Annotated in this window: 24 protein-coding genes; 19 read left to right on the forward strand and 5 right to left on the reverse strand. The window is 67.9% G+C overall.

The window, feature by feature from the left end:
* Positions 1–26: 26 nt before the first annotated feature.
* The 8 genes from nusB to N0B71_RS11965 all read left to right on the forward strand — a co-directional run bounded on the left by nusB (position 27) and on the right by N0B71_RS11965 (position 5,431).
* Positions 27–449 (forward strand): transcription antitermination factor NusB, encoded by a 423-nt coding sequence (nusB, locus tag N0B71_RS11930; protein WP_259759537.1) that lies wholly within the window; start codon positions 27–29, stop codon positions 447–449.
* 102 nt (positions 450–551) lie between these two features.
* Positions 552–1,511, forward strand: coding sequence for a thiamine-phosphate kinase (gene thiL / locus N0B71_RS11935; protein WP_259759083.1), 960 nt, complete (start codon positions 552–554; stop codon positions 1,509–1,511).
* A gap of 2 nt (positions 1,512–1,513) precedes the next feature.
* The gene (locus N0B71_RS11940) at positions 1,514–2,029 is read left to right on the forward strand and encodes a phosphatidylglycerophosphatase A family protein (protein ID WP_259759084.1); all 516 of its coding nucleotides are present in this window, start codon (positions 1,514–1,516) and stop codon (positions 2,027–2,029) included.
* A 9-nt stretch (positions 2,030–2,038) separates the two neighbouring features.
* Positions 2,039–2,812 (forward strand): substrate-binding periplasmic protein, encoded by a 774-nt coding sequence (locus N0B71_RS11945; RefSeq protein WP_259759085.1) that lies wholly within the window; start codon positions 2,039–2,041, stop codon positions 2,810–2,812.
* Between the two features lie 4 nt (positions 2,813–2,816).
* Entirely contained in the window at positions 2,817–3,461 is a 645-nt protein-coding gene (locus tag N0B71_RS11950) for a retropepsin-like aspartic protease family protein (protein WP_259759086.1), read from the forward strand.
* A gap of 121 nt (positions 3,462–3,582) precedes the next feature.
* Positions 3,583–4,212, forward strand: a complete 630-nt coding sequence (gene ribA, locus N0B71_RS11955) for a GTP cyclohydrolase II (protein ID WP_259759087.1) — start codon at positions 3,583–3,585, stop codon at positions 4,210–4,212.
* Complete coding sequence (locus N0B71_RS11960) at positions 4,209–4,625, forward strand: MFS transporter (protein ID WP_259759088.1); 417 nt, start codon at positions 4,209–4,211, stop codon at positions 4,623–4,625. Before ribA ends, N0B71_RS11960 begins: the two co-directional genes overlap by 4 nt.
* On the forward strand, positions 4,625–5,431 hold the full coding sequence (locus tag N0B71_RS11965; protein ID WP_259759089.1) for a cobalamin-binding protein: 807 nt from the start codon (positions 4,625–4,627) through the stop codon (positions 5,429–5,431). Before N0B71_RS11960 ends, N0B71_RS11965 begins: the two co-directional genes overlap by 1 nt.
* A gap of 168 nt (positions 5,432–5,599) precedes the next feature.
* On the opposite strand, the gene N0B71_RS11970 is transcribed toward N0B71_RS11965, so the two are convergent.
* Entirely contained in the window at positions 5,600–6,613 is a 1,014-nt protein-coding gene (locus tag N0B71_RS11970) for a zinc-binding alcohol dehydrogenase family protein (protein WP_259759090.1), read from the reverse strand.
* 27 nt (positions 6,614–6,640) lie between these two features.
* A complete protein-coding gene (locus N0B71_RS11975; RefSeq protein ID WP_259759091.1) occupies positions 6,641–6,928 on the reverse strand; it encodes a putative quinol monooxygenase in 288 nt (95 codons plus the stop codon).
* A gap of 104 nt (positions 6,929–7,032) precedes the next feature.
* Between N0B71_RS11975 and N0B71_RS11980 the strand changes: the two genes are divergently transcribed.
* Positions 7,033–7,947: a LysR family transcriptional regulator gene (locus N0B71_RS11980; protein WP_259759092.1), complete on the forward strand. Its 915-nt coding sequence runs from the start codon at positions 7,033–7,035 to the stop codon at positions 7,945–7,947.
* Here N0B71_RS11980 and N0B71_RS11985 read toward each other — a convergent pair whose 3' ends face one another.
* The gene (locus N0B71_RS11985; protein WP_442964679.1) at positions 7,948–9,261 is read right to left on the reverse strand and encodes a bifunctional DedA family/phosphatase PAP2 family protein; all 1,314 of its coding nucleotides are present in this window, start codon (positions 9,259–9,261) and stop codon (positions 7,948–7,950) included.
* Positions 9,261–9,980, reverse strand: coding sequence for a DNA-3-methyladenine glycosylase (locus tag N0B71_RS11990; RefSeq protein WP_259759094.1), 720 nt, complete (start codon positions 9,978–9,980; stop codon positions 9,261–9,263). The genes N0B71_RS11985 and N0B71_RS11990 overlap by 1 nt, the downstream gene beginning before the upstream one ends.
* A 63-nt stretch (positions 9,981–10,043) precedes the next feature.
* On the opposite strand from N0B71_RS11990, the gene N0B71_RS11995 reads away from it, so the two are divergent.
* Positions 10,044–10,910, forward strand: coding sequence for a class I SAM-dependent methyltransferase (locus N0B71_RS11995; RefSeq protein WP_259759095.1), 867 nt, complete (start codon positions 10,044–10,046; stop codon positions 10,908–10,910).
* A gap of 277 nt (positions 10,911–11,187) precedes the next feature.
* Here the strand turns inward: N0B71_RS11995 and N0B71_RS12000 are convergent, their stop codons facing one another.
* The gene (locus tag N0B71_RS12000; protein WP_259759096.1) at positions 11,188–12,414 is read right to left on the reverse strand and encodes an alpha/beta fold hydrolase; all 1,227 of its coding nucleotides are present in this window, start codon (positions 12,412–12,414) and stop codon (positions 11,188–11,190) included.
* Positions 12,415–12,759: 345 nt separating this feature from the next.
* Between N0B71_RS12000 and N0B71_RS12005 the strand changes: the two genes are divergently transcribed.
* The 9 genes from N0B71_RS12005 to N0B71_RS12045 all read left to right on the forward strand — a co-directional run bounded on the left by N0B71_RS12005 (position 12,760) and on the right by N0B71_RS12045 (position 21,895).
* Positions 12,760–14,025, forward strand: coding sequence for a glutamate-5-semialdehyde dehydrogenase (locus N0B71_RS12005; RefSeq protein WP_259759097.1), 1,266 nt, complete (start codon positions 12,760–12,762; stop codon positions 14,023–14,025).
* Positions 14,025–14,681 carry a nicotinate-nucleotide adenylyltransferase gene (nadD, locus tag N0B71_RS12010; RefSeq protein WP_259759098.1) on the forward strand — a complete coding sequence of 219 codons (657 nt, stop codon included), beginning with the start codon at positions 14,025–14,027 and terminating at the stop codon, positions 14,679–14,681. Before N0B71_RS12005 ends, nadD begins: the two co-directional genes overlap by 1 nt.
* 20 nt (positions 14,682–14,701) lie before the next feature.
* The gene (gene rsfS / locus N0B71_RS12015; RefSeq protein ID WP_259759099.1) at positions 14,702–15,055 is read left to right on the forward strand and encodes a ribosome silencing factor; all 354 of its coding nucleotides are present in this window, start codon (positions 14,702–14,704) and stop codon (positions 15,053–15,055) included.
* Positions 15,056–15,062: 7 nt separating this feature from the next.
* Positions 15,063–15,530 carry a 23S rRNA (pseudouridine(1915)-N(3))-methyltransferase RlmH gene (rlmH, locus tag N0B71_RS12020; protein WP_015475414.1) on the forward strand — a complete coding sequence of 156 codons (468 nt, stop codon included), beginning with the start codon at positions 15,063–15,065 and terminating at the stop codon, positions 15,528–15,530.
* Between the two features lie 15 nt (positions 15,531–15,545).
* The gene (gene mrdA / locus N0B71_RS12025; RefSeq protein WP_259759100.1) at positions 15,546–17,435 is read left to right on the forward strand and encodes a penicillin-binding protein 2; all 1,890 of its coding nucleotides are present in this window, start codon (positions 15,546–15,548) and stop codon (positions 17,433–17,435) included.
* 44 nt (positions 17,436–17,479) lie between these two features.
* A complete protein-coding gene (gene rodA, locus N0B71_RS12030) occupies positions 17,480–18,583 on the forward strand; it encodes a rod shape-determining protein RodA (protein WP_259759539.1) in 1,104 nt (367 codons plus the stop codon).
* A gap of 8 nt (positions 18,584–18,591) precedes the next feature.
* Positions 18,592–19,614 (forward strand): lytic murein transglycosylase B, encoded by a 1,023-nt coding sequence (gene mltB / locus N0B71_RS12035; protein WP_259759101.1) that lies wholly within the window; start codon positions 18,592–18,594, stop codon positions 19,612–19,614.
* Complete coding sequence (locus N0B71_RS12040; RefSeq protein ID WP_259759102.1) at positions 19,611–20,639, forward strand: septal ring lytic transglycosylase RlpA family protein; 1,029 nt, start codon at positions 19,611–19,613, stop codon at positions 20,637–20,639. Before mltB ends, N0B71_RS12040 begins: the two co-directional genes overlap by 4 nt.
* 98 nt (positions 20,640–20,737) lie before the next feature.
* Positions 20,738–21,895, forward strand: a complete 1,158-nt coding sequence (locus N0B71_RS12045) for a D-alanyl-D-alanine carboxypeptidase family protein (protein WP_259759103.1) — start codon at positions 20,738–20,740, stop codon at positions 21,893–21,895.
* Positions 21,896–22,004 lie beyond the last annotated feature (109 nt).

Genomic DNA, 22,004 nt, shown 5'->3' on the forward strand with positions numbered 1-22,004 from the left:
AGCCCGCCAAGCCGAACAAGATCGCCATGCGCCGCAAGGCCCGCAGCCTCGCGGTGCAGGCCCTGTACTCCTGGCAGATGGCTGGCCAGCCGCTCAACGAGATCGAGGCGACCTTCCGCACCGACAACGATTTCAGCGATGTCGACGGCGCCTACTTCCACGAGATCCTGCACGGCGTGCCGCGCCTGAAGAGCGACCTGGACGAGGAATTCACCCCGTGCCTGGATCGCCCGCTGGATGAAATCGACCCGGTGGAACTGGCCATCCTGCGCCTGGCTACCTATGAGCTGCGCAACCGCCTGGACGTGCCGTACAAGGTCGTCATCAACGAAGGTATCGAGCTGGCCAAGACCTTCGGCGCCACCGACGGACACAAGTTCGTCAACGGCGTGCTGGACAAGCTCGCTCCGCGCCTGCGGGCAGCGGAACTGCGCGGCGCCAAGCGCTGAGACCCTGTCCATGCTCCTACTGCGAGACCGTGATCGGAACTCATGCGCTGCTCTTCGTTCCGCTGGCGGCCTCTCGCTACAGAGCCTGGACCGGTTCTGAGCATGGGTGAGTTCGAGCTGATCCGTCGCTACTTCGCCTCGGCCGCCTGTGCGGCCGGCGGCGAGGCAGTGGCCTTGGGGATCGGCGACGACTGTGCGCTCCTTGCGCCCAAGGCCGGCGAACAGCTGGCAATCTCCACCGATACCCTGGTCGTCGGCGTGCATTTCCCGGACGTCTGCGATCCCTTCCTGCTCGGCCAGCGCGCCCTGGCGGTGTCCGCCAGCGACCTGGCGGCCATGGGCGCCGCGCCCATCGGCTTCACCCTCGCCCTGACCCTACCCGAGGCCGACCCGGCCTGGCTGGAGGGGTTTGCCCGTGGTTTGAACCAGAAGGCGCAGGAATGCGCGCTGGCGCTGATCGGCGGCGATACCACCCGTGGCCCGCTGGCGATGACCGTCACGGTATTCGGCGGCGTGCCCGCCGGGCAGGCGCTGACCCGCGCCGGCGCGCGACCGGGCGACCTGCTCTGTGTCGGCGGCCCGCTGGGCGAGGCGGGCGGGGCGTTGCCGCTGGTGCTGGGCGAGATGAGCGCCGAGCCCTGGATTGCCGAGCCGCTGCTGGCGCGCTACTGGTCGCCGCAGCCGCAACTGGACTTCGGCCAGGCATTGCGCGGCAAGGCCACGGCGGCGCTGGATATTTCCGACGGGCTGCTGGCCGACTGCGGCCATATCGCCCGCGCCTCCGGCGTGGCGCTCGTGGTGGAGGCCGACAGGCTGCCGGAAAGCCCGGCGCTGCACGCCCTGCTCGGCGCGGAACGCGCGCTGCAACTCAAGCTGGGCGCCGGCGACGATTACGTGCTGGCCTTTACCCTGCCCGCCGAGCACCTGCCGGCGCTTTCGGCGAACTGGCCGGCCCTGCGCATGGTCGGTAGGGTGGAAGCCGGTTCGGGCGTGCGCGTGCTCGATGGCGCTGGCGCCGACATCACGCCGCGTCAGGGCGGCTATCTGCATTTCATGGAGTGACCGTGACAGAACACCCCGATCAGGCCCCGGCCCAACCCGTGCCCCATTCGGTATGGCGCAATCCCTGGCACTTCCTGGCCTTCGGCTTCGGCTCGGGCACCTTGCCCAAGGCGCCAGGCACCTGGGGTTCGCTGGTTGCGCTACCCTTCATACCACTGTGGCAGATGCTGCCGGACTGGGGTTACTGGCTGATGCTGGGCGTCACCATGCTGTTCGGCTTCTGGCTGTGCGGCAAGGTCGCCGACGATCTGCGCGTGCACGACCATGAAGGCATCGTCTGGGACGAAATGGTCGGCATGTGGATCACCCTCTGGCTGGTGCCGGAAGGCTGGTGGTGGTTGCTGGTGGGTTTCGTGGTGTTCCGCATCGTCGACATCGCCAAGCCCTGGCCGATCAGCTGGATCGACCGCAACGTCCACGGCGGCGTCGGCATCATGCTCGATGACGTGCTGGCCGGTGTCTTCGCCTGGCTGGTGATGCAAGGCCTGACATGGGGTTGGGCCCACTGGCTGATCTGAGGACGAGCGATGCGCCGACTGCTGTGCCTGCTCCTCTGCCTGTGCTGGCTGCCGGCGCTTTCCACCCCCTCGGCCCTGGCCGCCGAAACGCCCGCCGGGCTGCCGGCGGAGATCCGCGTGGTCAGCGAGGTCTGGATCAACTACAGCCAGGCCGACGGCCGTGGCCTGGCCTGGGACCTGCTGCGGGCGATCTACGAGCCCGCGGGCGTGCGCCTGAGCCTGCGCAGCGAACCCTACGTGCGCTCGGTCGGGCTGGTGCAGCGCGGCGAAGCGGATGCCTGGGTCGGCTCCTACCGCAATGAAATCGACCACGTCATCTATCCGCACTGGCCCTATGACGTCGACCCCATCGGCGCGCTGGGCCTGAAGACGTCGGCCGCCCCGACCCTGGCCACGCTGGACCGCTACCGCCTGGCGTGGATGCGCGGCTATGCCTTCGATCGCTACCTGGACCACCTCAAGCAGCGCAACGAACTGCAACGCCGCAGCTCCGCGCTGCCGATGCTCGACGGCCACCGCATCGACTACTTCATCGATGCGCGGCCGGAGCTGGAAGAGATGATCGCGGCGACGGGTGTCGACGCCAGCGCGTACCGCATCACCGATGTCGGCTCGATTCCGCTGTATCTTGGTTTCGCCAACAATGACCGTGGGCGTGCGCTGGCGAAACTCTACGATTCGCGCATGCAGGCCCTCTACCGCAGCGGCGAGCTGGAGCGCCTCTTCGCCCGCTGGCACTGGCCCTACGCCCCGCTGAAACCGTTGCTGCCGCCCAAGGAGTGATCGCATGCGCCTGTCTGCCCTGATCTGCCTGTCCCTCTGCTCCCTCGCCGCCGTGGCGGCGCCCCAGGTGCAGGTGGTCGGTCTGTTTCCCGGCGCCGCGGTGCTCAGCGTCGACGGCCAGCGCAAGCTGGTGAAGGTCGGGCAGACGGGCCCGGAAGGCATCCAGGTGGTCAGCGCCGACAGCCACAAGGCGGTGTTGCGCGTGGGGGGCGTCGAGCAGACCTACGAGCTGAGCCGTGAATACAACACCGAAGGCTATGCCGCGCCGGCCGCGCGCACCCAGATGAGCATCGCCCGCGGCACCGGCGGCCACTACTGGGTGGCGGGCACCATCAACAACCAGAGCGCGCAGTTCCTGGTGGATACCGGCGCCACCTCGGTGGCGATGAACGAAGGCCAGGCCCGCCGCCTGGGCCTGGACTACCGCGCCAGCGGCACGCCGATGATGGCGTCCACCGCCAGCGGCACGGCCAAGGGCTGGCGGGTGACGCTCAACAGCGTCAAGCTCGGCGGCGTCGAGGTCCTGGGCGTCGAGGCGGTGGTGCTCGAAGGCGAGTTCCCCACCGACATCCTGCTGGGCATGAGTTACCTCAACCGCGTGGGCTGGCGTGAAGAGCAGGGCATCATGTACATCCAGGCCAAGCAATGACCGCGCGGCTTCTATCAACCGCGTCGATGCTTATCTTGCAGAATTCGCAATGACGGCGCGGCCGGTGCTGCTGTTACAATGCCGGTCCTCCTTCCTTAGATAAATCTTTCAGGAGTTTCCGGTGTCTGTCGTTTTCGTCGCCGCCTCCAAGCTGCCCACTCCCTTCGGCGAATTCACCATGCATGGCTTCCTCGACGAGGAAACCGGCAAGGAACACGTCGCCCTGACCATGGGCACGCTCGACGACGGCCAGCCGGTGCTGGGGCGTCTGCATTCCGAGTGCCTCACCGGCGATGCGCTGTTCAGCCTGCGCTGCGACTGTGGCTTCCAGCTCGAGGGCGCGCTCTCGGCCATCGCCAACGAAGGCCGCGGCGTGCTGCTGTACCTGCGCCAGGAAGGCCGTGGCATCGGCCTGCTCAACAAGATCCGCGCCTACGCCCTGCAGGATGAAGGCGCCGACACCGTGGAAGCCAACCTGGCCCTGGGCTTTGGCGCCGACCAGCGCGACTACGCCATGTGCCTGCCGATGCTCCAGCACCTGGGCGTCTGCTCGCTCAAGCTGATGACCAACAACCCGCGCAAGGTGAAGGCGCTGGAAGGCTACGGCCTGACCGTCGCCGAGCGCGTACCGCTGCAGAAGGGCCTGAACCCGCACAACAAGCGCTACCTGCAGACCAAGGCCGGCAAGCTGGGCCACATGCTGGGCAACATGCACCAGGGCGAAGCCGAGGCCGAGGTCTCTGCGTCGTGAACCGCGCCGCCGCCCGGCGCCGCTTGAACCTGCTCTGGTGGCTGCTGCTGGCGCTCGCGCTGGCGCCGCAGCAATTGATGCTGGCGCTGGTGGGCGATGCGCCCGGGCCAGAATCCCTCGCCACGCCGGTGTTCGTCGTCGGCCTGCTGTCGATGTTCCTCACGCTGCCGCTGTTCCGCCGCTACAAGCATGCGCTGATTGCCACCGGCAAGGCCCGCGACAGCGCCGACGAGCCCGCCGCCTGGCAGGCGCTGGGTAGCGCGCAGCGCCGCGGTGCGCTGGTCGGCAGCCTGCCGGCCTGGATTGGCGCGCTGGCGGTGCTGGTCGACCTGCATGGCGTGCCGGTCCTGCTGCTGGGCTTCGCCAGCCTGATCATCCTCTGGCTGTACCGCCTGCCGCGCCAACTGGCCTGATGCGCCGTCTCCTCTGCCTGCTCCTGCTGCTCGCCGGCCTGCCTGCTGCGGCGGCGGAGCGGGTGGTCAGTCTGGCGCCCTCGCTCACCGACATGGTCCTCGAACTGGGCGCCGCCGACCGGCTGGTCGGCCTTCTGGATGGCGCGCCGCGTCCGGATTCCCTGCAGGCCCTGCCATCCGTCGGTCGCTACGGTCAGGTCAACCTCGAACAGATCCTTGCCCTGCAACCCGACCTGCTGCTGGTCTGGCCCGGTGCCGTGCCGGAGGCGCAGCTGCAGCGCCTGAAGGGCGTCGGCATTCCGCTCTATGTGGCCGACCCGCACCATCTGCAGGATATCTCCCGGCAACTGCGCGAACTGGGCGAGCGCCTGGGCCAGGCGGAGAAGGGTCGTGAGCTGGCGCAGGCCTTCGATGCACGCGTGGCGCAGCTGCGCGCGCAGTACCGCCGCGAGCCGCCGCTCAAGGTGTTCTACCAGGTGTGGGATCGCCCGCTGTACACGGTCGGTGGGCGGCAGATCATCAGCGAGGCGCTGGAGGTTTGCGGTGGCCGCAACCTGTTCGCCGATCTCGACCTGCCGGCGCCTCAGGTTGGCCAGGAGGCCGTGTTGGCGCGCGACCCGCCGGTGATCCTGGCGGCCAGTGACGACCAGCTGAGGGGCTGGGCCAGCATGCAGCAACTTCGCGCCACACGGCTGAAGCAGCTCTGGGTGGTGCCGGATCGCAACCTGGAGAGGCCGAGCTTCGCGATGCTCGACGCCACGGAAAAGCTCTGCCGGTTGCTGGCGGGGGCCAAGGCCGGCAACTGAGCGGGCCGGGGTTCGCGAGCAAGCTCGCTCCTACAGATCACCGGAAACGCCGGAGCGGCTCTTCGTAGGAGCGAGCTTGCTCGCGAACAGCCCCTGCACTGCCGCCCCCTGTAGGGGCGCCCGTGGGCGCCATCGCGGACATGGCCCGCTCCTACAGGCAGCGGCGGGTCAGAACCCTTCCAGCACGATCTTGCCCTTGGCCGTGTTGCTTTCCAGCAGCGCATGGGCGCGGCGCAGGTTGGCGGCGTCGATCTTGCCGAAGTGCTCGCCCAGGGTGGTTTTCAGCACGCCGCTGTCGATCAGCCCGGCCACGCGCTGCAGCAGGTTGTGCTGCTCGATCATGTCGTCGGTCTGGAACATCGAGCGGGTGTACATGAACTCCCAGTGCAGCGACAGGCTCTTCTGCTTGAGCAGGCGCACGTCAAGGTTGTCCGGGTCGTCGATCAGCGCCAGGCGGCCTTGCGGGCGCAGGCTGGCGACGATTTCAGGCAGGTGCTGCTCGGTCTGGTTCAGGCTGGCCACGTGGGTGACTTCGCCGACGCCGATGCGCTTGAGTTCTTCGCTGAGCGGCTTGCGGTGGTCGATCACATGGTGCGCGCCGAGGTTGCGGACCCACTCCTGGGTTTCCGGGCGCGACGCGGTGCCGATCACGGTCATGCCGGTGAGCTGGCGTGCCAGCTGGGTCAGGATCGAGCCGACCCCGCCGGCGGCGCCGACGATCAGCAGGCTCTGCCCGGCGCTGCCCTGGCCCTCGGCCACCTGCAGGCGGTCGAACAGCAGTTCCCAGGCGGTGATGGTGGTCAGCGGCAGGGCGGCGGCGTGGGCGAAGTCCAGGCTCTGCGGCATGGGGCCGACGATGCGCTCGTCCACCAGCTGCAGCTCGGCGTTACTGCCGGGGCGGGTCAGGTCGCCGGCGTACCAGACCTTGTCGCCGGGCTTGAACAGGCTGACCTCGCTGCCCACCGCGCGGACCACGCCGGCGGCGTCCCAGCCGAGCACCTTGTACTGGCCCTCGGCGGGCTGGGCGCGCTGGCGGACCTTGGTGTCCACCGGGTTGACGGAGATGGCGCGGACTTCCACCAGCAGGTCGCGCGGGCCGGGCGTGGGCTCGGGCAGCTGGATGTCGATCAGCGAGTTGGCGTCGCTGCTGGGCAGGCTCTGGGTGTAGCCGATGGCTTTCATGGGCGTGTTCCTATGGGGTGGAAACGATCAGTCGATGCGGTTCATCAGGCGGATGTCGAGTTCCGCCAGGTCCGCTTCGGCGGCCTTCACGAAGGCCTGGAAATGCGGCGTGGCCTCGTGCTCGGCCAGGGCCTCCTCGTCGCGCCATTGCTCGATCATGTAGATCAGGTCGGCGTCCTTGAGGTCGCGGTGCAGGTCGTACTGCAGGCAGCCGGCCTCGGCGCGGGACGGTGCGAGCAGGCCGTGCAGGCGCTCCTGCAGGCTGTCGGCGCGGCCGGGTTTGGCGCGAATGATGGCAATCAGGGTCAGGCTCATCCGTGTATCTCCAGGTGAGGCGGGGAAGGTGAGGGCATGCTGCTCTCTTTCGCTGGCAAGAAAAACCGCGTAAGTAGAGAGTCTCTTTCAAAGGATTTTTGAAAATGCTGCGTTTCGACGACCTGCAGATCTTCGTCCGCACCGCCGAGCGCGGCAGCCTCTCGGCGGCTGCCCGCGAGCTGGAGCTGTCGCCAGCTGTGGCCAGCGCGGCGCTCAAGCGCCTGGAAAGCGAGCTGGATGTGCGCCTGTTCGCCCGCTCCACCCGCAGCCTGCGCCTGACCGCCGAGGGCGAGCTGTACCTGGCCCACGCCCGCGCCGCGTTGCAGAGCCTGGACGACGGACGCCAGTTGCTCGCCGGTGGCAAGAGCGAGATCGCCGGGAATTTCCAGGTCTCGGCGCCGTCGGATTTCGGCCGCAATGTGCTGCTGCCCTGGCTCGACGAATTCCAGGCGCTGCACCCGCGGATGAACCTGCGCCTGCTGATCAGCGATCGCCAGGTCGATCTCTACCGCCAGCCGGTGGACGTGGCCTTCCGCCTCGGCCTGCCGGGCGACTCGAACCTGGTGGCGCTGCCGCTGGCGCCGGACAACCGCCGGGTGCTGTGCGCCGCGCCGGAGTATTTCGCCCGCCACGGCAAGCCCACGCACCCGGACGACCTGCAACGGCACAACTGCCTGCTCTACATGCTCGGCGGCCGCGCCCACGAACGCTGGCGCTTCAGCGACAGCCGCAAGCAGCACGAGGTGACGGTGAGCGGCGACCGCCTCTGCGACGACGCCGACGTGGTGCGGCGCTGGGCCGTGGCGGGGCAGGGGCTGGTGTACAAGTCCTGGCTGGACGTGGCGGCCGACGTGCGCGCCGGCCGGCTGGAGGTGGCGCTGGCGGATTACCTGGGCGAGGCCACCCCGATGAACCTGTTCTGCACCCACCGCGCCCAGCTCAGCCGGGCGGTGACGCAGCTGCGCGAATTCGTCCAGCTGCGCTGCGCCGAGCACATGCGCGGCTGCCCCTGGGCCTGATCAGAGCGGCGTGTAGCGGTGGATCGCCGCCGACAGGCCCCAGGCGCTGGCCACTGCCAGCAGCACCATGGCGGTCGGCAGCAGGCTCCACCAGATGCGCGGCGCCAGGGCCGGCAACTCGCTGCGGCGCTGACTTATCCACAGGCTGGCGGCGCACACCGAGGCGCCGAGCAGCGCGCCGGCGATGACATCGCTGGGCCAGTGCGCGCCCAGGTACACGCGGGACAGGGCGATGCAGGCGGCGGGGATGACCGCCAGCAGCATCCAGGCCAGGCGCACGCGCGGGGATTTCTCCCGGCTGGCCAGCACGCCGAGCACCAGGAAGAACGCGAAGGACGCGGAGGCGTGGCCGCTGGGCATGCTGAAGGCGGACAGCGGGTCGGCGATTACCTCCGGGCGGGCGCGGCTGAACAGGTGCTTGAGCGTGGTGTTGAGCAGCGCGGTGCCGACCATGGTGCCGGCGGCGAAGATGGCATGGCGCCACAGCCGCAGTGCGGCCAGCAGCACCGCCAGCAGCGCGCCGGCAATGAACTGGGTGCGGAAGTCGCCGACCCGGGTCACGGCCACCGCCACGTGGTCCAGCCAGGCTTGGCGATGTTCCTGCACCAGGGCCATCAGACCCTTGTCCAGCGCATCGAGGTGCGGCCAGCCGACCAGCAGGGCGATCAGCAGGGCGAAACAGCCCGCGGCGCCGATCAGCGGGGCGTTGCGCTCCTTGCTCAGTTCGGCGTGGATGATCAGGGCGAACACCGCGGCGATACAGGCGGCGACCACCCCGGCCTCCGGCCAGAAACCGTCCGGCAGCGGCAGGCGCATGGCCGCGCCAGTGGCCCAGCCGGGCACCAGGTAGGCGATGGACCAGCCGGCGGCCGCGACGATGGAGACCGCCAGGAAACGGCCGAAGGGCATGTCGAGCATGCCGGCGATCATCGGCAGGAACGGCCGCAGCGCGCCGATGAAGCGGCCGACCAGCAGGCTGGCGACGCCGTAGCGGTGGAAGAAGCCTTCGGCGCTGGCCATCCATTCCGGATGATGGCGCAGTACCGGCAGGCGGCGGATGTCCTGGTGGAAGTGGCGGCCGATCCAGTACGACGACAGGTCGCCCAGCAGCCCGCCGAAGAACGCCAGCGCCAGGGTTTCCCCCAGCCCCAGGGCGCCGCTGCCGGCCAGCACGGCGATGGCGAAGAGCATCACCACGCCGGGCAGGATGATGCCGATGACGGCGGCGCATTCGAGGAAGGCGACCAGGAACAGGACCAGGGCGAGCCATTGCGGGTGGGTCGCCATCCAGGCGTTGAAGGCGGCGAGATCGATCATCGGCGGGAGTCGTCCTGGGGTTCGAGCAGATAGTAGTCGTGACCTTCGACCTGCCCGCGGCGCAAGGGGTTGCGCGTGCAGAAGGGCGCGAAGGCGGCGTCGACGAAGCGGTACATCAGGTGTTCGTCGCGGCCGTGGGGAATCCCCAGGCGTGCGGCCTGGATGACCTGCGCGGGGCGTTCGCCGATATCGTCGACGAACAGGCGCTGCGGGTCGAAACGGCGGGCGTCCCACTCCGGCACCTTCAGGCCCAGGGCGCGGCAGAGCAGGGTCTGGCCGGCGCACAGCTTGCCCGGCGCGCGTTCGCTGCCGTCTGCCGCCGGGTTGAGCTGGCGCATGCGGGCCAGGGCGGCGTCGCCGGAGATACGGTCCAGCCAGGGGTGGCCGGACTTGATCAGCACCGCATTGCCCGGCCCGCCGGCGCTGAAGTTCAGCGAGTCGCCGCCGCGGGCGTAATACATATAGATGTGGCCGCCATCGAGGAACAGCGCCTTGCGCTTCTCGGTGTAGCCGAGGGAGGCGTGGCTGCCCTTTTCGTCCAGGTAGTAGGCCTCGGTTTCGATGATCCGTGCCGACAGCCAGAGGTCGCCGACGCGGTGGCGGATCACCTTGCCCAGCAGCTCGCGGGCGACGGTGAGCGCGTCGCGGTTGAAGAAGGCGTCCGGCAGCGGGTTGGCCTCGGGCCAGGGCAAACTTAGGTTGGGTTCGGCGGGCATTGGATTGTCGCGGTTCTCGGGCCGGTCTTAGGCTGGGGAATCATAACAACAAGATTCTTAAGCATGGCTGAACGGATCCGGGCCGACAGCGCCCACATCACCCCCAGCGCGCACTACACCGGTTACGTCTGGTACCGGCACCACCTGGCCGACCCGGCCTTCGCCACGGCGTTCGGGCGCTGGGTGCACGGCTGCGTGGCGCCGATCAACTGGGGCGCGCGGATCGGTTTCGGGCTGAATATCGAAGATTTCCTGTTACAACGTCACCTGCTCATCGATGCCCGGCTGACCCAGGCCATCGAGTCGCGCGGCGTCGCCCAGGTGGTGGAGATCGCCTGCGGTCTGTCGCCTCGCGGCCGGCGCTTCCGCGAGCGCTATCCACACCTGACCTACCTGGAGGCCGACCTGCCGCCGATGGCCGCGCGCAAGTCCGCGCTGCTGCAGGAGCAGGGCTGGCTGGACGGCAAGCACCGCGTGCGGGCGGTGGATATCCTCGCCGAGCAGGGCGAACAGAGCCTGGCGGCGCTGCTGTCGGAGCTGGACCCGGATCGCCCCGTGGTGGTGATCACGGAAGGGCTGGTGAACTACTTCCAGCGTCCGGTGATCGAGGATTTCTGGCGCCGGCTGGCCTCGGCCTTGCGGCTGTTCCCGGAGGCGACCTACCTGACCGAGCTTTACCCGGACTTGCGCGAGCACCCGCGCTACCGGCAGATCCGCTGGGGCGTCGGGCTGATCGGGCGGCTGACCCGCGGCGGCTATCCGCTGCACTACCGCAGCGCGGCGGAGATCGAACAGGCCTTCACGGGCTGCGGGTTTGGCCGGGTGGAGGTGCTCGATCCGCAGGTGGACGGCGCGGGGCTGGGCTTGCCCAAGGGGCGGATGCCGAGCCTGGTGCGGGTGATCGAGGCGCGGGTGCAGGGCTTGAGCTGAGGTGGCTGGGCGGTTCGCGAGCAAGCTCGCTCCTACACGAGGCGGCTTCGGCGAGTGCGGGCACCTGTAGGAGCGAGCTTGCTCGCGAACAGTCGGGCTTCATGTCTGCATGACGGTACCGGGGCTTCCCTCTCCCCCCGCCCTCTCCCTGAAGGGAGAGGGAGCTGTCCTGCCGGCTGATGCTGCCGTTTCATCCCGCACCGAATGGCCCCCTCTCCCCATGGGAGAGGGTTGGGGTGAGGGGCAACCCGAGCGCAGGGCCTCGATGATCAACCGATCACGCCGCCCACGCCCCTCGCTGCATCGGCACCACCATCGCCGCCAGCGCCGCGCTGGCCTGCGGGTCGCCGTGGGCGAAGATGAACGCCAGGCCTTCGCCGCTGTAGCGCAGCGGCAGGATGTCCAGTTCCGGCAGGCCGGCGGCGCTCAGTTTCCAGCCGCGCGCCGGGCGCTCGGCCGGCAGCTCGACGCGCAGCAGCCCGCCGAAATAGCCCAGCTCCGTCAGTTCGCAGCGCCATTGGCCACCGTCACCGTTGCGCAGCACGGCTCGGCTGTCGGCCGGGGCCAGGCGCGGTTCGAAGCGGCGTTCCAGGTGCAGCAGTTGCTGGCGCTGAAAGCGCGTGCTGCCGGCGGCGCTGCGCGGCAATGCTTCGCCACGCAGGAAGGGGTTGTACAGCCGCGCGCAGGCATCGCGGCGTTCGAACTGGGCCAGGTGGTCGGCGTTGTGGATCAGCGCGAACTCGGCGTTCGCGCAGGCATGGGCGAATTCGGCGTGTTCCCAGGGCTGGGTGAAATGGTCGTACTCGCCGGCCAGCACCAGGGTCGGGCATTGCGGATGGCGGTCGAAGCCGCCAAAGGCCAGCAGGCGCTGGCTGTTCTGCCGGTAGCGCTCGATTTCCGCCGGGGTCAGCCGCTGCAACTGACGCAGCAGGGCCTTGCGGAACACCGGGGAGACGCCGGTATCGGCCAGGCGCAGCGGATTGATCAGCCCGGTGAGCACGCCGTGGGCGAACGGCGTCTGCTCGCCCAGTTCCAGCCGCGCCAGGGCTTCCACCAGCAGGGCGCGGGCGCCGGGGCGGCCGAAGGCGGTGATGCCGGCCAGCAGCAGGCGACCGCAGCGCGCCGGGTGCCGGGCGGCGAACAGCGCGGCCAGGGCCGAGCCATAGGACAGCCCGATGGGCATCAGTGGCGGCAGTTGCAGGGTCTCGGCGAAGGCGGCGATCAGGTCGGCCAGGTCTTCCAGGCTCAGCTGCGGCGCCAGTTGCAGGTTGCCGCCCTGGCTGGGCAGGTCGAGCAGGATCACCGGGTGCCCGGCGAGCAGCTCCGAGACCTCGCTGGCGAAGGAGCGGAAGCTCTGGAACGCGCCGCCCAGCAGCAGGACCGGCGGGCGGCTGTCATCCTCGCGCGACGAAAAGGCCTGGTAGTGCAGTTGCCAACCGTCCAGTTCCAGCACCGCCGGGGCGGCGGTCAGGGACTGGGCGCTGTAATCGGTGCGATAGCGCATGGCAGTTCTCCGGCGGTGGGCCGCCTCTTGTTGTTCTTCCCTGGCGTGAGTCCCTGGCATGCGAGCACTGCGGGGGCAGCTGGCCGCGCGGTCCGTTGCTCGTGGTGCATGGCCAAGGAAAAGTGGCAACGGCCCCCGAGCAAGGTAACCAGCCGATACGAAATTGTTTACCCAACCTTCGGGCGGCAGAGAGGGGAGGGGAGGGCCGGGTGTAACCGGCGGCGGGGGATGGCGGGCGGCAGCGTTACGTGAAGCGCGTCGCCGACCGGCCGGCTGCTGTGGCTGGCCGCTGAGGGGGCGCTCCCGCTATACTTGCGCATTTCCCTCACGCAGACGCGTTAGATCATGACCGAGTCCGTTCTCGACTATATGAGCCGCCTGGGCCGCGCCGCCCGTGAAGCGTCGCGCGTTGTCGCGCGCGCCACGACCGCGCAGAAGAACAAAGCCCTGCTGGCCGCCGCCGATGCCCTGGACGCCGCCCGCGCCCAACTGACCGACGCCAACGAACAGGATCTGGCCAATGGCCGTGCCAATGGTCTTGAGCCAGCCATGCTCGACCGCCTGGCCCTGACCCCGGCGCGCATCGACGACATGATCGAGGGCCTGCGCCAGGTCGCCTCGCTGCCGGACCCGATCGGTGAAATCCGCGACATGCGCTACGTGCCGTCCGGTATCCAGCTGGGCAAGATGCGCGTGCCGCTGGGCGTGGTGGGGATCATCTACGAATCCCGTCCGAACGTGACCATCGACGCCGCCAGCCTGTGCCTGAAGTCCGGCAACGCGACCATCCTGCGTGGCGGTTCCGAGGCGATCCATTCCAACCAGGCCATCGCTGCGTGCATCCAGAAGGGCCTGGCCGAAGCCGGCCTGCCGGCCAGCGCCGTGCAGGTGGTGGAAACCACCGACCGCGCCGCCGTCGGCGCGCTGATCACCATGCCCCAGTACGTGGACGTCATCGTTCCGCGCGGCGGCAAGGGCCTGATCGAGCGCATCAGCCGCGACGCCAAGGTCCCGGTGATCAAGCACCTGGACGGCATCTGCCACGTCTACATCGACGTCGCCGCCGACCTGGACAAGGCGATCCGCGTCGCGGACAACGCCAAGACCCAGCGCTACGCGCCGTGCAACACCATGGAAACGCTGCTGGTGCATGCCGGCATCGCCGACCGCGTGCTGCCGCCGCTGGCCGCCATCTACCGCGACAAGGGCGTGGAGCTGCGCGGCGACGCCGCCACCCGCGCGCTGCTGGGCGCCGACGTGCTGGAAGCCACCGAGCAGGACTGGCGCACCGAGTACAACGCGCCGATCCTGTCGATCCGCATCGTCGACGGCCTCGACGCCGCCATCGAGCACATCAACACCTATGGCTCGCAGCACACCGACGCGATCGTCACCGAGAACTTCACCGACGCCCGGCGCTTCCTCACCGAAGTGGACTCGGCCTCGGTCATGGTCAATGCCTCCACCCGTTTCGCCGATGGCTTCGAGTACGGCCTGGGCGCGGAGATCGGCATCTCCACCGACAAGCTGCACGCCCGCGGCCCGGTTGGCCTGGAAGGCCTGACCAGCGAGAAGTACGTGGTGTTCGGCGACGGGCACGTGCGGACCTGATGAACAAGGCGCGTTCCCGTCGGGTCGGTCTGTTCGGCGGCACCTTCGACCCGGTGCACATCGGCCATCTGCGCAGTGCGCTGGAGATGGCCGAGCAGTTCGAGTTCGACGAACTGCGCCTGATCCCCAACTTCCGCCCGCCGCACCGTGACACCCCGCAGGTGAAACCGGCGCAGCGGCTGGCGATGGTCGAACTGGCAGTAGCCGGTGTGGCCCCGCTGGTGGTCGACGACCGCGAGCTGAAGCGCGACAAACCCTCCTACACCATCGACACCCTGGAGTCGCTGCGTGGGGAGCTGGATGAGCAGGACCAGTTGTTCCTGCTGGTTGGCTGGGACGCATTCTGCGGCCTGCCGACCTGGCATCGCTGGGAAGCGCTGCTGGAGCACTGTCATATCGTCGTGCTGCAGCGCCCGGATGCCGACAGCGAGCCGCCGGAAGACCTGCGCGACCTGCTGGCGGCGCGCAGTGTTGCCGACCCGAAGGCGATGACCGGCCCCGCCGGGCAGATCACCTTCGTCTGGCAGACGCCGCTGGCGGTTTCGGCCACCCAGATCCGCCAACTCCTGTCGCAGGGGCGCTCGGTGCGCTACCTGGTGCCGGACGCGGTATTGAACTATATCGAGGCGCACGGCCTGTACCAGGCGCCCCACTGAACGAGTCAGAGAGTCATTCAATGCAAACCGAACAACTGGTCGAGCTGGCCATCGCCGCTCTGGAAGATCTCAAGGCGCAGGACATCGTCGTCATCGACGTGCGCGAGAAAACCAGCATCACCGACGCCATGGTCATCGCCACCGGCGCCTCCAGCCGTCAGGTCAAGTCGCTGGCCGACAACGTCCTGGAGAAGGTCAAGGAACAGGGCGTGCGCCCAATCGGCAGCGAAGGCCAGGAAGGCGGCGAGTGGGTCCTGATCGACCTCGCCAACGTCGTGGTCCACGTCATGCAGCCGGCCACCCGCCAGTTCTACGACCTCGAGCGCCTGTGGCAGGGCGCCGAGCAGAGCCGCGCCCAGCACAGCGCCGAGTAAGTCTGTCGTGCGTCTGCGTCTGATCGCGGTCGGCTCGCGCATGCCGCGCTGGGTGGAAGAGGGCTGGGCCGAGTACGTCAAGCGGCTGCCCTCGGAGCTGTCCCTGGAACTGGTGGAAATCCCGCTGAACACGCGCGGCAAGAACGCCGACGTGGCGCGGCTGATCCGCCAGGAAGGCGAGGCCATGCTGAGCAAGGTCCAGCCTGGGGAACGCATCGTCACCCTGGAAGTCGAAGGCAAGCCCTGGAGCACCCCCCAGCTGGCGCAGGAACTCGACCGTTGGCGCCTGGACGCGCGCACCGTCAACCTCATGGTCGGCGGGCCGGAAGGCCTGGCGCCGGAGGTCTGCGCGCGCAGCGAGCAGCGTTGGTCGCTGTCGCCGCTGACCCTGCCGCACCCGCTGGTGCGGATCCTGGTCGGCGAGCAGATCTACCGCGCCTGGACGGTTCTGTCCGGGCACCCCTACCACAAGTAGTCGTAGCCGTTTTCGATGCCGCAGCCGATACAGCTCAAGGACCACGAGAAGGACGCCCGTCTGGTCCGCGCCCGCGTCATCGTCGGCGGGGTGGCGATCTTCCTGCTCGCCCTGGTGCTGGTGGCGCGCATGTATCACCTGCAGGTGACGCAGTACGACTACCACTCGACGCTGTCGGAGAACAACCGCGTCCACGTGCAGCCGATTCCGCCCAATCGCGGGCTGATCTTCGACCGCAACGGGGTGATCATCGCCGACAACCGTCCCAGCTTCAGCCTGACCATCACCCGCGAGCGCACCGAGAACCTGCAGGACACGCTCAAGGCGCTGGTGGACATCCTCGGTCTGACCGAGGAAGACAAGGCCATCTTCGAGAAGCGCATGAAGCAGGGGCGCCGGCCGTTCGAGCCGGCGCCGATCATGTTCGAGCTGTCCGAAGAGCAGATCGCCCGCATCGCGGTGAACCAGTACCGCCTGCCCGGCGTCGACGTGACCGCGCAGTTCGTCCGCCATTACCCGCTGGGCGAGCACTTCGCGCACTCGGTCGGCTACGTCGGGCGGATCAACGAGGCGGAGCTGAAGAAGCTCGACCCGGTGGCCTATTCGGGCACCCACCACATCGGCAAGACCGGCGTGGAGAAATTCTACGAGGATGCGCTGCACGGCACCGTGGGCTACGAGGAAGTCGAGACCAACGCCCGTGGCCGCGTCCTGCGCGTGCTCAAGCGCACCGAACCGGTGTCCGGCCGCGACATCGTGCTGAGCATCGACAGCAAGCTGCAGGCCGCCGCCGAAGCGGCGCTGGCCGGGCGGCGCGGCGCCATCGTGGCGATCCAGCCGTCCACTGGCGACGTGCTGGCCATGGTCAGCCAGCCAAGCTATGACCCCAACCTGTTCGTCACCGGCATCAGCTTCAAGGATTACGCCGCGCTGCGCGATTCCGAGGACCGCCCGCTGTACAACCGCGTGCTGCGCGGCCTGTACCCGCCGGGTTCGACGGTGAAGCCGGCGGTGGCCATCGCCGGTCTCGATGCCGGCGTGGTGACGCCCACCAGCCGCGTGTTCGACCCCGGCTACTACCAGTTGCCGAACTACGACCACAAGTACCGCAACTGGAACCGCACGGGCGACGGCTGGGTGACCCTGGAGACCGCGATCATGCGCTCCAACGACACCTACTTCTACGACCTGGCGCATAAGCTGGGGATCGACCGCCTGCACGACTACATGAGCGAGTTCGGCTTCGGCCAGCGCGTCGCCCTGGACATGTACGGCGAGGCCGAGGGCCTGATGCCGTCCCGCCAGTGGAAGCGCGCCCTGCGCCGGCAGGCCTGGTTCCCCGGCGAAACCCTGATCCTGGGCATCGGCCAGGGCTACATGCAGGCCACGCCGCTGCAGCTGGCGCAGATGACCGCGCTGATCGCCAACCGCGGCAAGTGGATCCGCCCGCACCTGGCCAAGACCATCGACGGCAAGCCGCCGGTCGACGGGGAGCCGATGCCCGATATCGTCCTCAAGGACCCCAACAACTGGAACCTGGTGGACTACGGCATGCAGCAGGTGGTGCACGGCGCCCGCGGTACCGCGCACAAGGTCGGCGCCACCTCGGTCTACCGCATCGCCGGCAAGTCCGGTACCGCGCAGGTGGTGGCGATCAAGCAGGGCGAGAAGTACAACCGCTCCAAGCTGCTCGAACGCCACCGTGACCACGCACTGTTCGTCGGCTTCGCGCCGGCCGACAACCCGCAGATCGCCGTGGCGGTGATGGTGGAGAACGGCGAGTCCGGCTCCGGCGTCGCCGCCCCCGTGCTCAAGGCCGTGACCGATGCCTGGTTGCTCGACGAGAGTGGCAGGCTCAAGCCCGAATACGCACCGCAGGCGACGGCGGAGGCGCCCAAACCATGACCATGAACGGTAACTTCGACCGCACGCTGTCCAGCGAAGACGTGATGAAGCGGCGCTCCACGCTGCTCCAGCGCCTGCACATCGACGGCTTGCTGCTGCTCCTGCTGCTGACCCTCGGTTCGGTCGGCCTGTTCGTCCTGTATTCCGCCAGCGGCAAGAGCTGGGACCTGTTGATCAAGCAGGCATCGTCCTTCGGCATGGGCCTTGGCGCGATGTTCGTGCTGGCGCAGATCGAACCGCGCTTCCTCGCTCGCTGGGTGCCGCTGGGCTACCTGATCGGCGTGGCGCTGCTGGTGGTGGTGGACGTGATGGGCCACAACGCCATGGGCGCCACCCGCTGGATCAATATCCCCGGGGTGATCCGCTTCCAGCCGGCGGAGTTCATGAAGCTGCTGATGCCCATGACCATCGCCTGGTACCTGTCCAAGCGCGCCCTGCCGCCCGGCTTCAAGCACAGCGTGGTCGGCCTGGCGCTGATCGTGGTGCCCTTCGTGCTGATCCTCAAGCAGCCGGACCTGGGCACCGCCATGCTGGTGCTGGCGTCCGGCGCCTTTGTGCTGTTTGTCGGCGGCCTGCGCTGGCGCTGGATCATCATGGCCGTGTCGGCCGCGGTGCCGGTGGCGGTGGGCATGTGGTACTTCGTCATGCACGACTACCAGAAGCAGCGCGTGCTGACCTTCCTCGATCCGGAAAGCGACCCGCTGGGCAGCGGCTGGAACATCATCCAGTCAAAAGCGGCCATCGGTTCGGGCGGCGTGTTCGGCAAGGGCTGGCTGCTGGGCACGCAATCCCATCTGGATTTTTTGCCGGAAAGCCACACGGACTTTATCATTGCCGTGCTCGGCGAAGAGTTCGGCCTGGTCGGCGTGTGCCTGCTGCTGGTGCTGTACCTGCTGGTGATCTACCGGGGGCTGGTGATCACGGCGCAGGCGCAGACGCTGTTCGGCAAATTGCTGGCCGGCAGCATCACCATGACCTTCTTCGTGTATGTGTTCGTCAACATTGGTATGGTCAGCGGGTTGTTGCCAGTGGTGGGGGTGCCGCTGCCCTTCATTAGTTACGGTGGAACTTCGCTGGTGACCCTGATGTCAGGGTTCGGCGTTTTGATGTCGATCCACACCCATCGCAAGTGGATCGCCCAGGTTTGATGACAAGAGTGAAGAAAGGAATGCAAGTACTGCGCGCCTGGGCTGCCAGGGGGGTGCATTGGGTCGGAATCGCGGGGGCGATCGGCATGTCCGGCGCGGCCCACGCGGGCGACTACGATGGTTCGCCCCAGGTCGCCGAGTTCGTCAGCGAGATGACCCGCGACTACGGCTTCGCCGGCGAACAGCTCATGGCCCTCTTCCACGACGTGGAGCGCAAGCAGTCCATCCTCGATGCCATCTCCCGCCCGGCCGAGCGGGTGAAGACCTGGAAGGAATACCGCCCGATCTTCGTCACCGACGCGCGCATCAACCGCGGCGTGGACTTCTGGAACCAGAACGCCGAGGCCCTGGCCCGCGCCGAGCAGGAATACGGCGTGCCGGCCCAGTACATCGTGGCCATCATCGGCGTCGAGACCTTCTTCGGCCGCAACACCGGCAATTTCAAGGTGATGGACGCGCTGTCCACCCTGGGCTTCGACTACCCGCCGCGCGCCGATTTCTTCCGCAAGGAACTCAAGCAGTTCCTCCTGCTGGCCCGCGAGCAGCAGGTCGACCCGCTCAGCCTGACCGGCTCCTACGCCGGCGCCATGGGCCTGCCGCAGTTCATGCCGAGCAGCTTCCGCGCCTACGCGGTGGACTTCGACGGCGACGGCCACATCAATATCTGGAGCGACCCCACCGATGCCATCGGCAGCGTCGCCAACTACTTCAAGCAGCACGGCTGGCACACCGGCGAGCCGGTGGTGTCGCAGGCGGAAGTCGCCACCTCCACCGCCGAAGACGCGCTCACCCAGGGCCTGGAGCCGCAGCTGAACCTTGGCCAGCTACGCTCCCAGGGCTGGCGTACCCATGATGTGATCCGAGACGACCTGATGGTGACCGCCATGCGCCTGGAAGGCGCCCAGGGCACCGAGTACTGGGTCGGCCTGCCGAACTTTTACGTGATTACCCGTTACAACCGTAGCGCCATGTACGCTATGGCGGTGCATCAGCTGGCTGGCGAGATCGCCAAGGCGAGAGGTGTCCATTGAGCAAGCGAATCGCAAGTCCCGGCCTCTGGTCGCTGGCCGCCTGCGTTGGCCTGAGCACCGTGTTCCTCGCCAGCTGCACCGGCAACCGCACGCCGCAGCCGCAGCAGCCGGTGGCCAGCAGCGGGATTTCCGGGCCGTATGACTACAACCGTCCGCACCGCGACGGCGCGCCCTGGTGGGACGTGGACGTCTCGCGCATCCCCGATGCCGTGCCGATGCCGCACAACGGGCCGTTCAAGAACAACCCCTACACCGTCCTGGGCAAGACCTACTACCCGCTCAACAACGCGAGCACCTACAGCGTGGTGGGCACCGCCTCCTGGTACGGCACCAAGTTCCACGGCCAGGCCACCGCCAACGGCGAGCAGTACGACCTGTACGGCATGACCGCCGCGCACAAGACCCTGCCGCTGCCCAGCTACGTGCGCGTGACCAACCTGGACAACGGCAAGAGCGTCATCGTCCGCGTCAACGACCGCGGCCCGTTCTACTCCGACCGGGTGATCGACCTGTCCTTCGCTGCCGCCAAGAAGCTCGGCTACGCCGAGACCGGCACCGCCCACGTCAAGGTCGAGGGCATTGACCCCGACCGCTGGTGGGCCGCCCAGGGCAAGCAACCGCCGATGATCATGGCCCTGCCGAAGATGGCCGCCCAGCCCGCCGCCGCGCAGCCGCAGGCGGTCGCCATGGCCCAGCCCATCGAAACCTACACCCCGCCGCCCGCACAGCACGCCGTGCCCGTGGCGCCGGTACAGATCGACTCAAAAAAAAACGCTTCATTACCAGCCGATGGCCTGTATCTCCAGGTGGGTGCCTTCGCCAACCCGGACGCTGCGGAGCTTCTCAAGGAGAAGGTCGGCGGCCTGACGGGGGCGAAATCCTTTATCAGCTCGGTCGTGGTCAACCAGCAGACCTTGTACCGGGTACGCCTGGGACCGATCGGAACGCAGGATGAAGCAAGCCGGATGCAGGACAGCATCCGCGTGGCCAACCTTGGCCAACCCAAGCTCGTGCGCCTGGACTGAGATTCCACCGCACGTGCCGCAGCGGCCCGGCAGAGGCCGCAGCACCCGAGTTCCCCCCAAGGGGATTGTTTGACCATTAGTGAACCCCAGAGAGACGGATGAACATCTTCAACTTCGCCAAACGCCTGTCCTTGCTCGTGCTGTTCAGCGCCCCCGTGGCCAGCTGGGCAGCGGAAGTCGTTCCCGCCGCCCCGCAGCTCGCGGCCAAGGCCTGGGTGCTGATGGACGGCGCCAGCGGCAACATCCTGGTCGAGAACAACGGTGACGAGCGCCTGCCGCCCGCCAGCCTGACCAAGCTGATGACCGCCTACATCGCCACCAAGGAAATCGAAGGCGGCCGCATCGCCGAATCCGACCTGGTCACCGTCAGCGAGCACGCCTGGCGCACCGGCGGCTCGCGCATGTTCATCAAGCTCGGCTCCCAGGTCTCGGTCAGCGACCTGCTGCACGGCATCATCATCCAGTCCGGCAACGACGCCTCCGTCGCCCTGGCCGAGCACATCGCCGGCAGCGAAGACGCCTTCGCCGACATGATGAACACCACCGCGCAGAAGCTGGGCATGACCAATTCCCACTTCATGGACGCCACCGGCCTGCCCAACCCGGAGCACTACTCCTCCGCCAAGGACATGGCGACCCTGGCCCGCGCGATCATCTACGGCGAGCCGACCCACTACGCGATCTACGCGCAGAAAGAGTTCTTCTGGAATAACATCAAGCAGCCCAACCGCAACCTGCTGCTGTGGCGCGACAAGACCGTCGATGGCCTGAAGACCGGCCACACCGACGAAGCCGGCTACTGCCTGGTGGCGTCCGCCGTGCGTGACGGTCAGCGCATGATCGCCGTGGTGTTCGGCACCAACAGCGAGCAGGCGCGTGCCGCCGAGACCCAGAAGCTGCTGACCTACGGCTTCCGCTTCTTCGAATCGCAGACCTTCTACAAGAAGGGCGCCGAGCTGACCAAGGCCATGGTCTGGAAAGGCTCCGATCACGAAGTCAAAGCCGGCCTGTCCGAAGACCTGACCATGACCGTGCCGCGCGGCCAGCTCAAGCAGCTGCAGGCCAACATGGTGGTCGAGCCCAATCTGATGGCGCCGATCCAGCAGGGCCAGGTGATCGGCAAGGTCGAGGTCAAGCTGGGTGACAAGGTGGTGCGCACCTCCGACCTGGTCGCGCTGAACGCCGTGGAAGAAGGCGGCTTCTTCCGCCGCGTCTGGGACAGCATCCGCCTGTTCTTCTACGGTCTGTTCAACTGACCGTCCGTCCCGGTCTTGCACTTTTGTATACAAGACCGGGATTGACCTGCCCGCGCGGTCGCAAACTCGGGTAAAATGCCCGCCTGCGACTGCCCGGCCCTTGCGTGGC

Source organism: Pseudomonas sp. GCEP-101 (assembly GCF_025133575.1).
Taxonomy (GTDB): Bacteria; Pseudomonadota; Gammaproteobacteria; order Pseudomonadales; family Pseudomonadaceae; genus Pseudomonas; species Pseudomonas nitroreducens_B.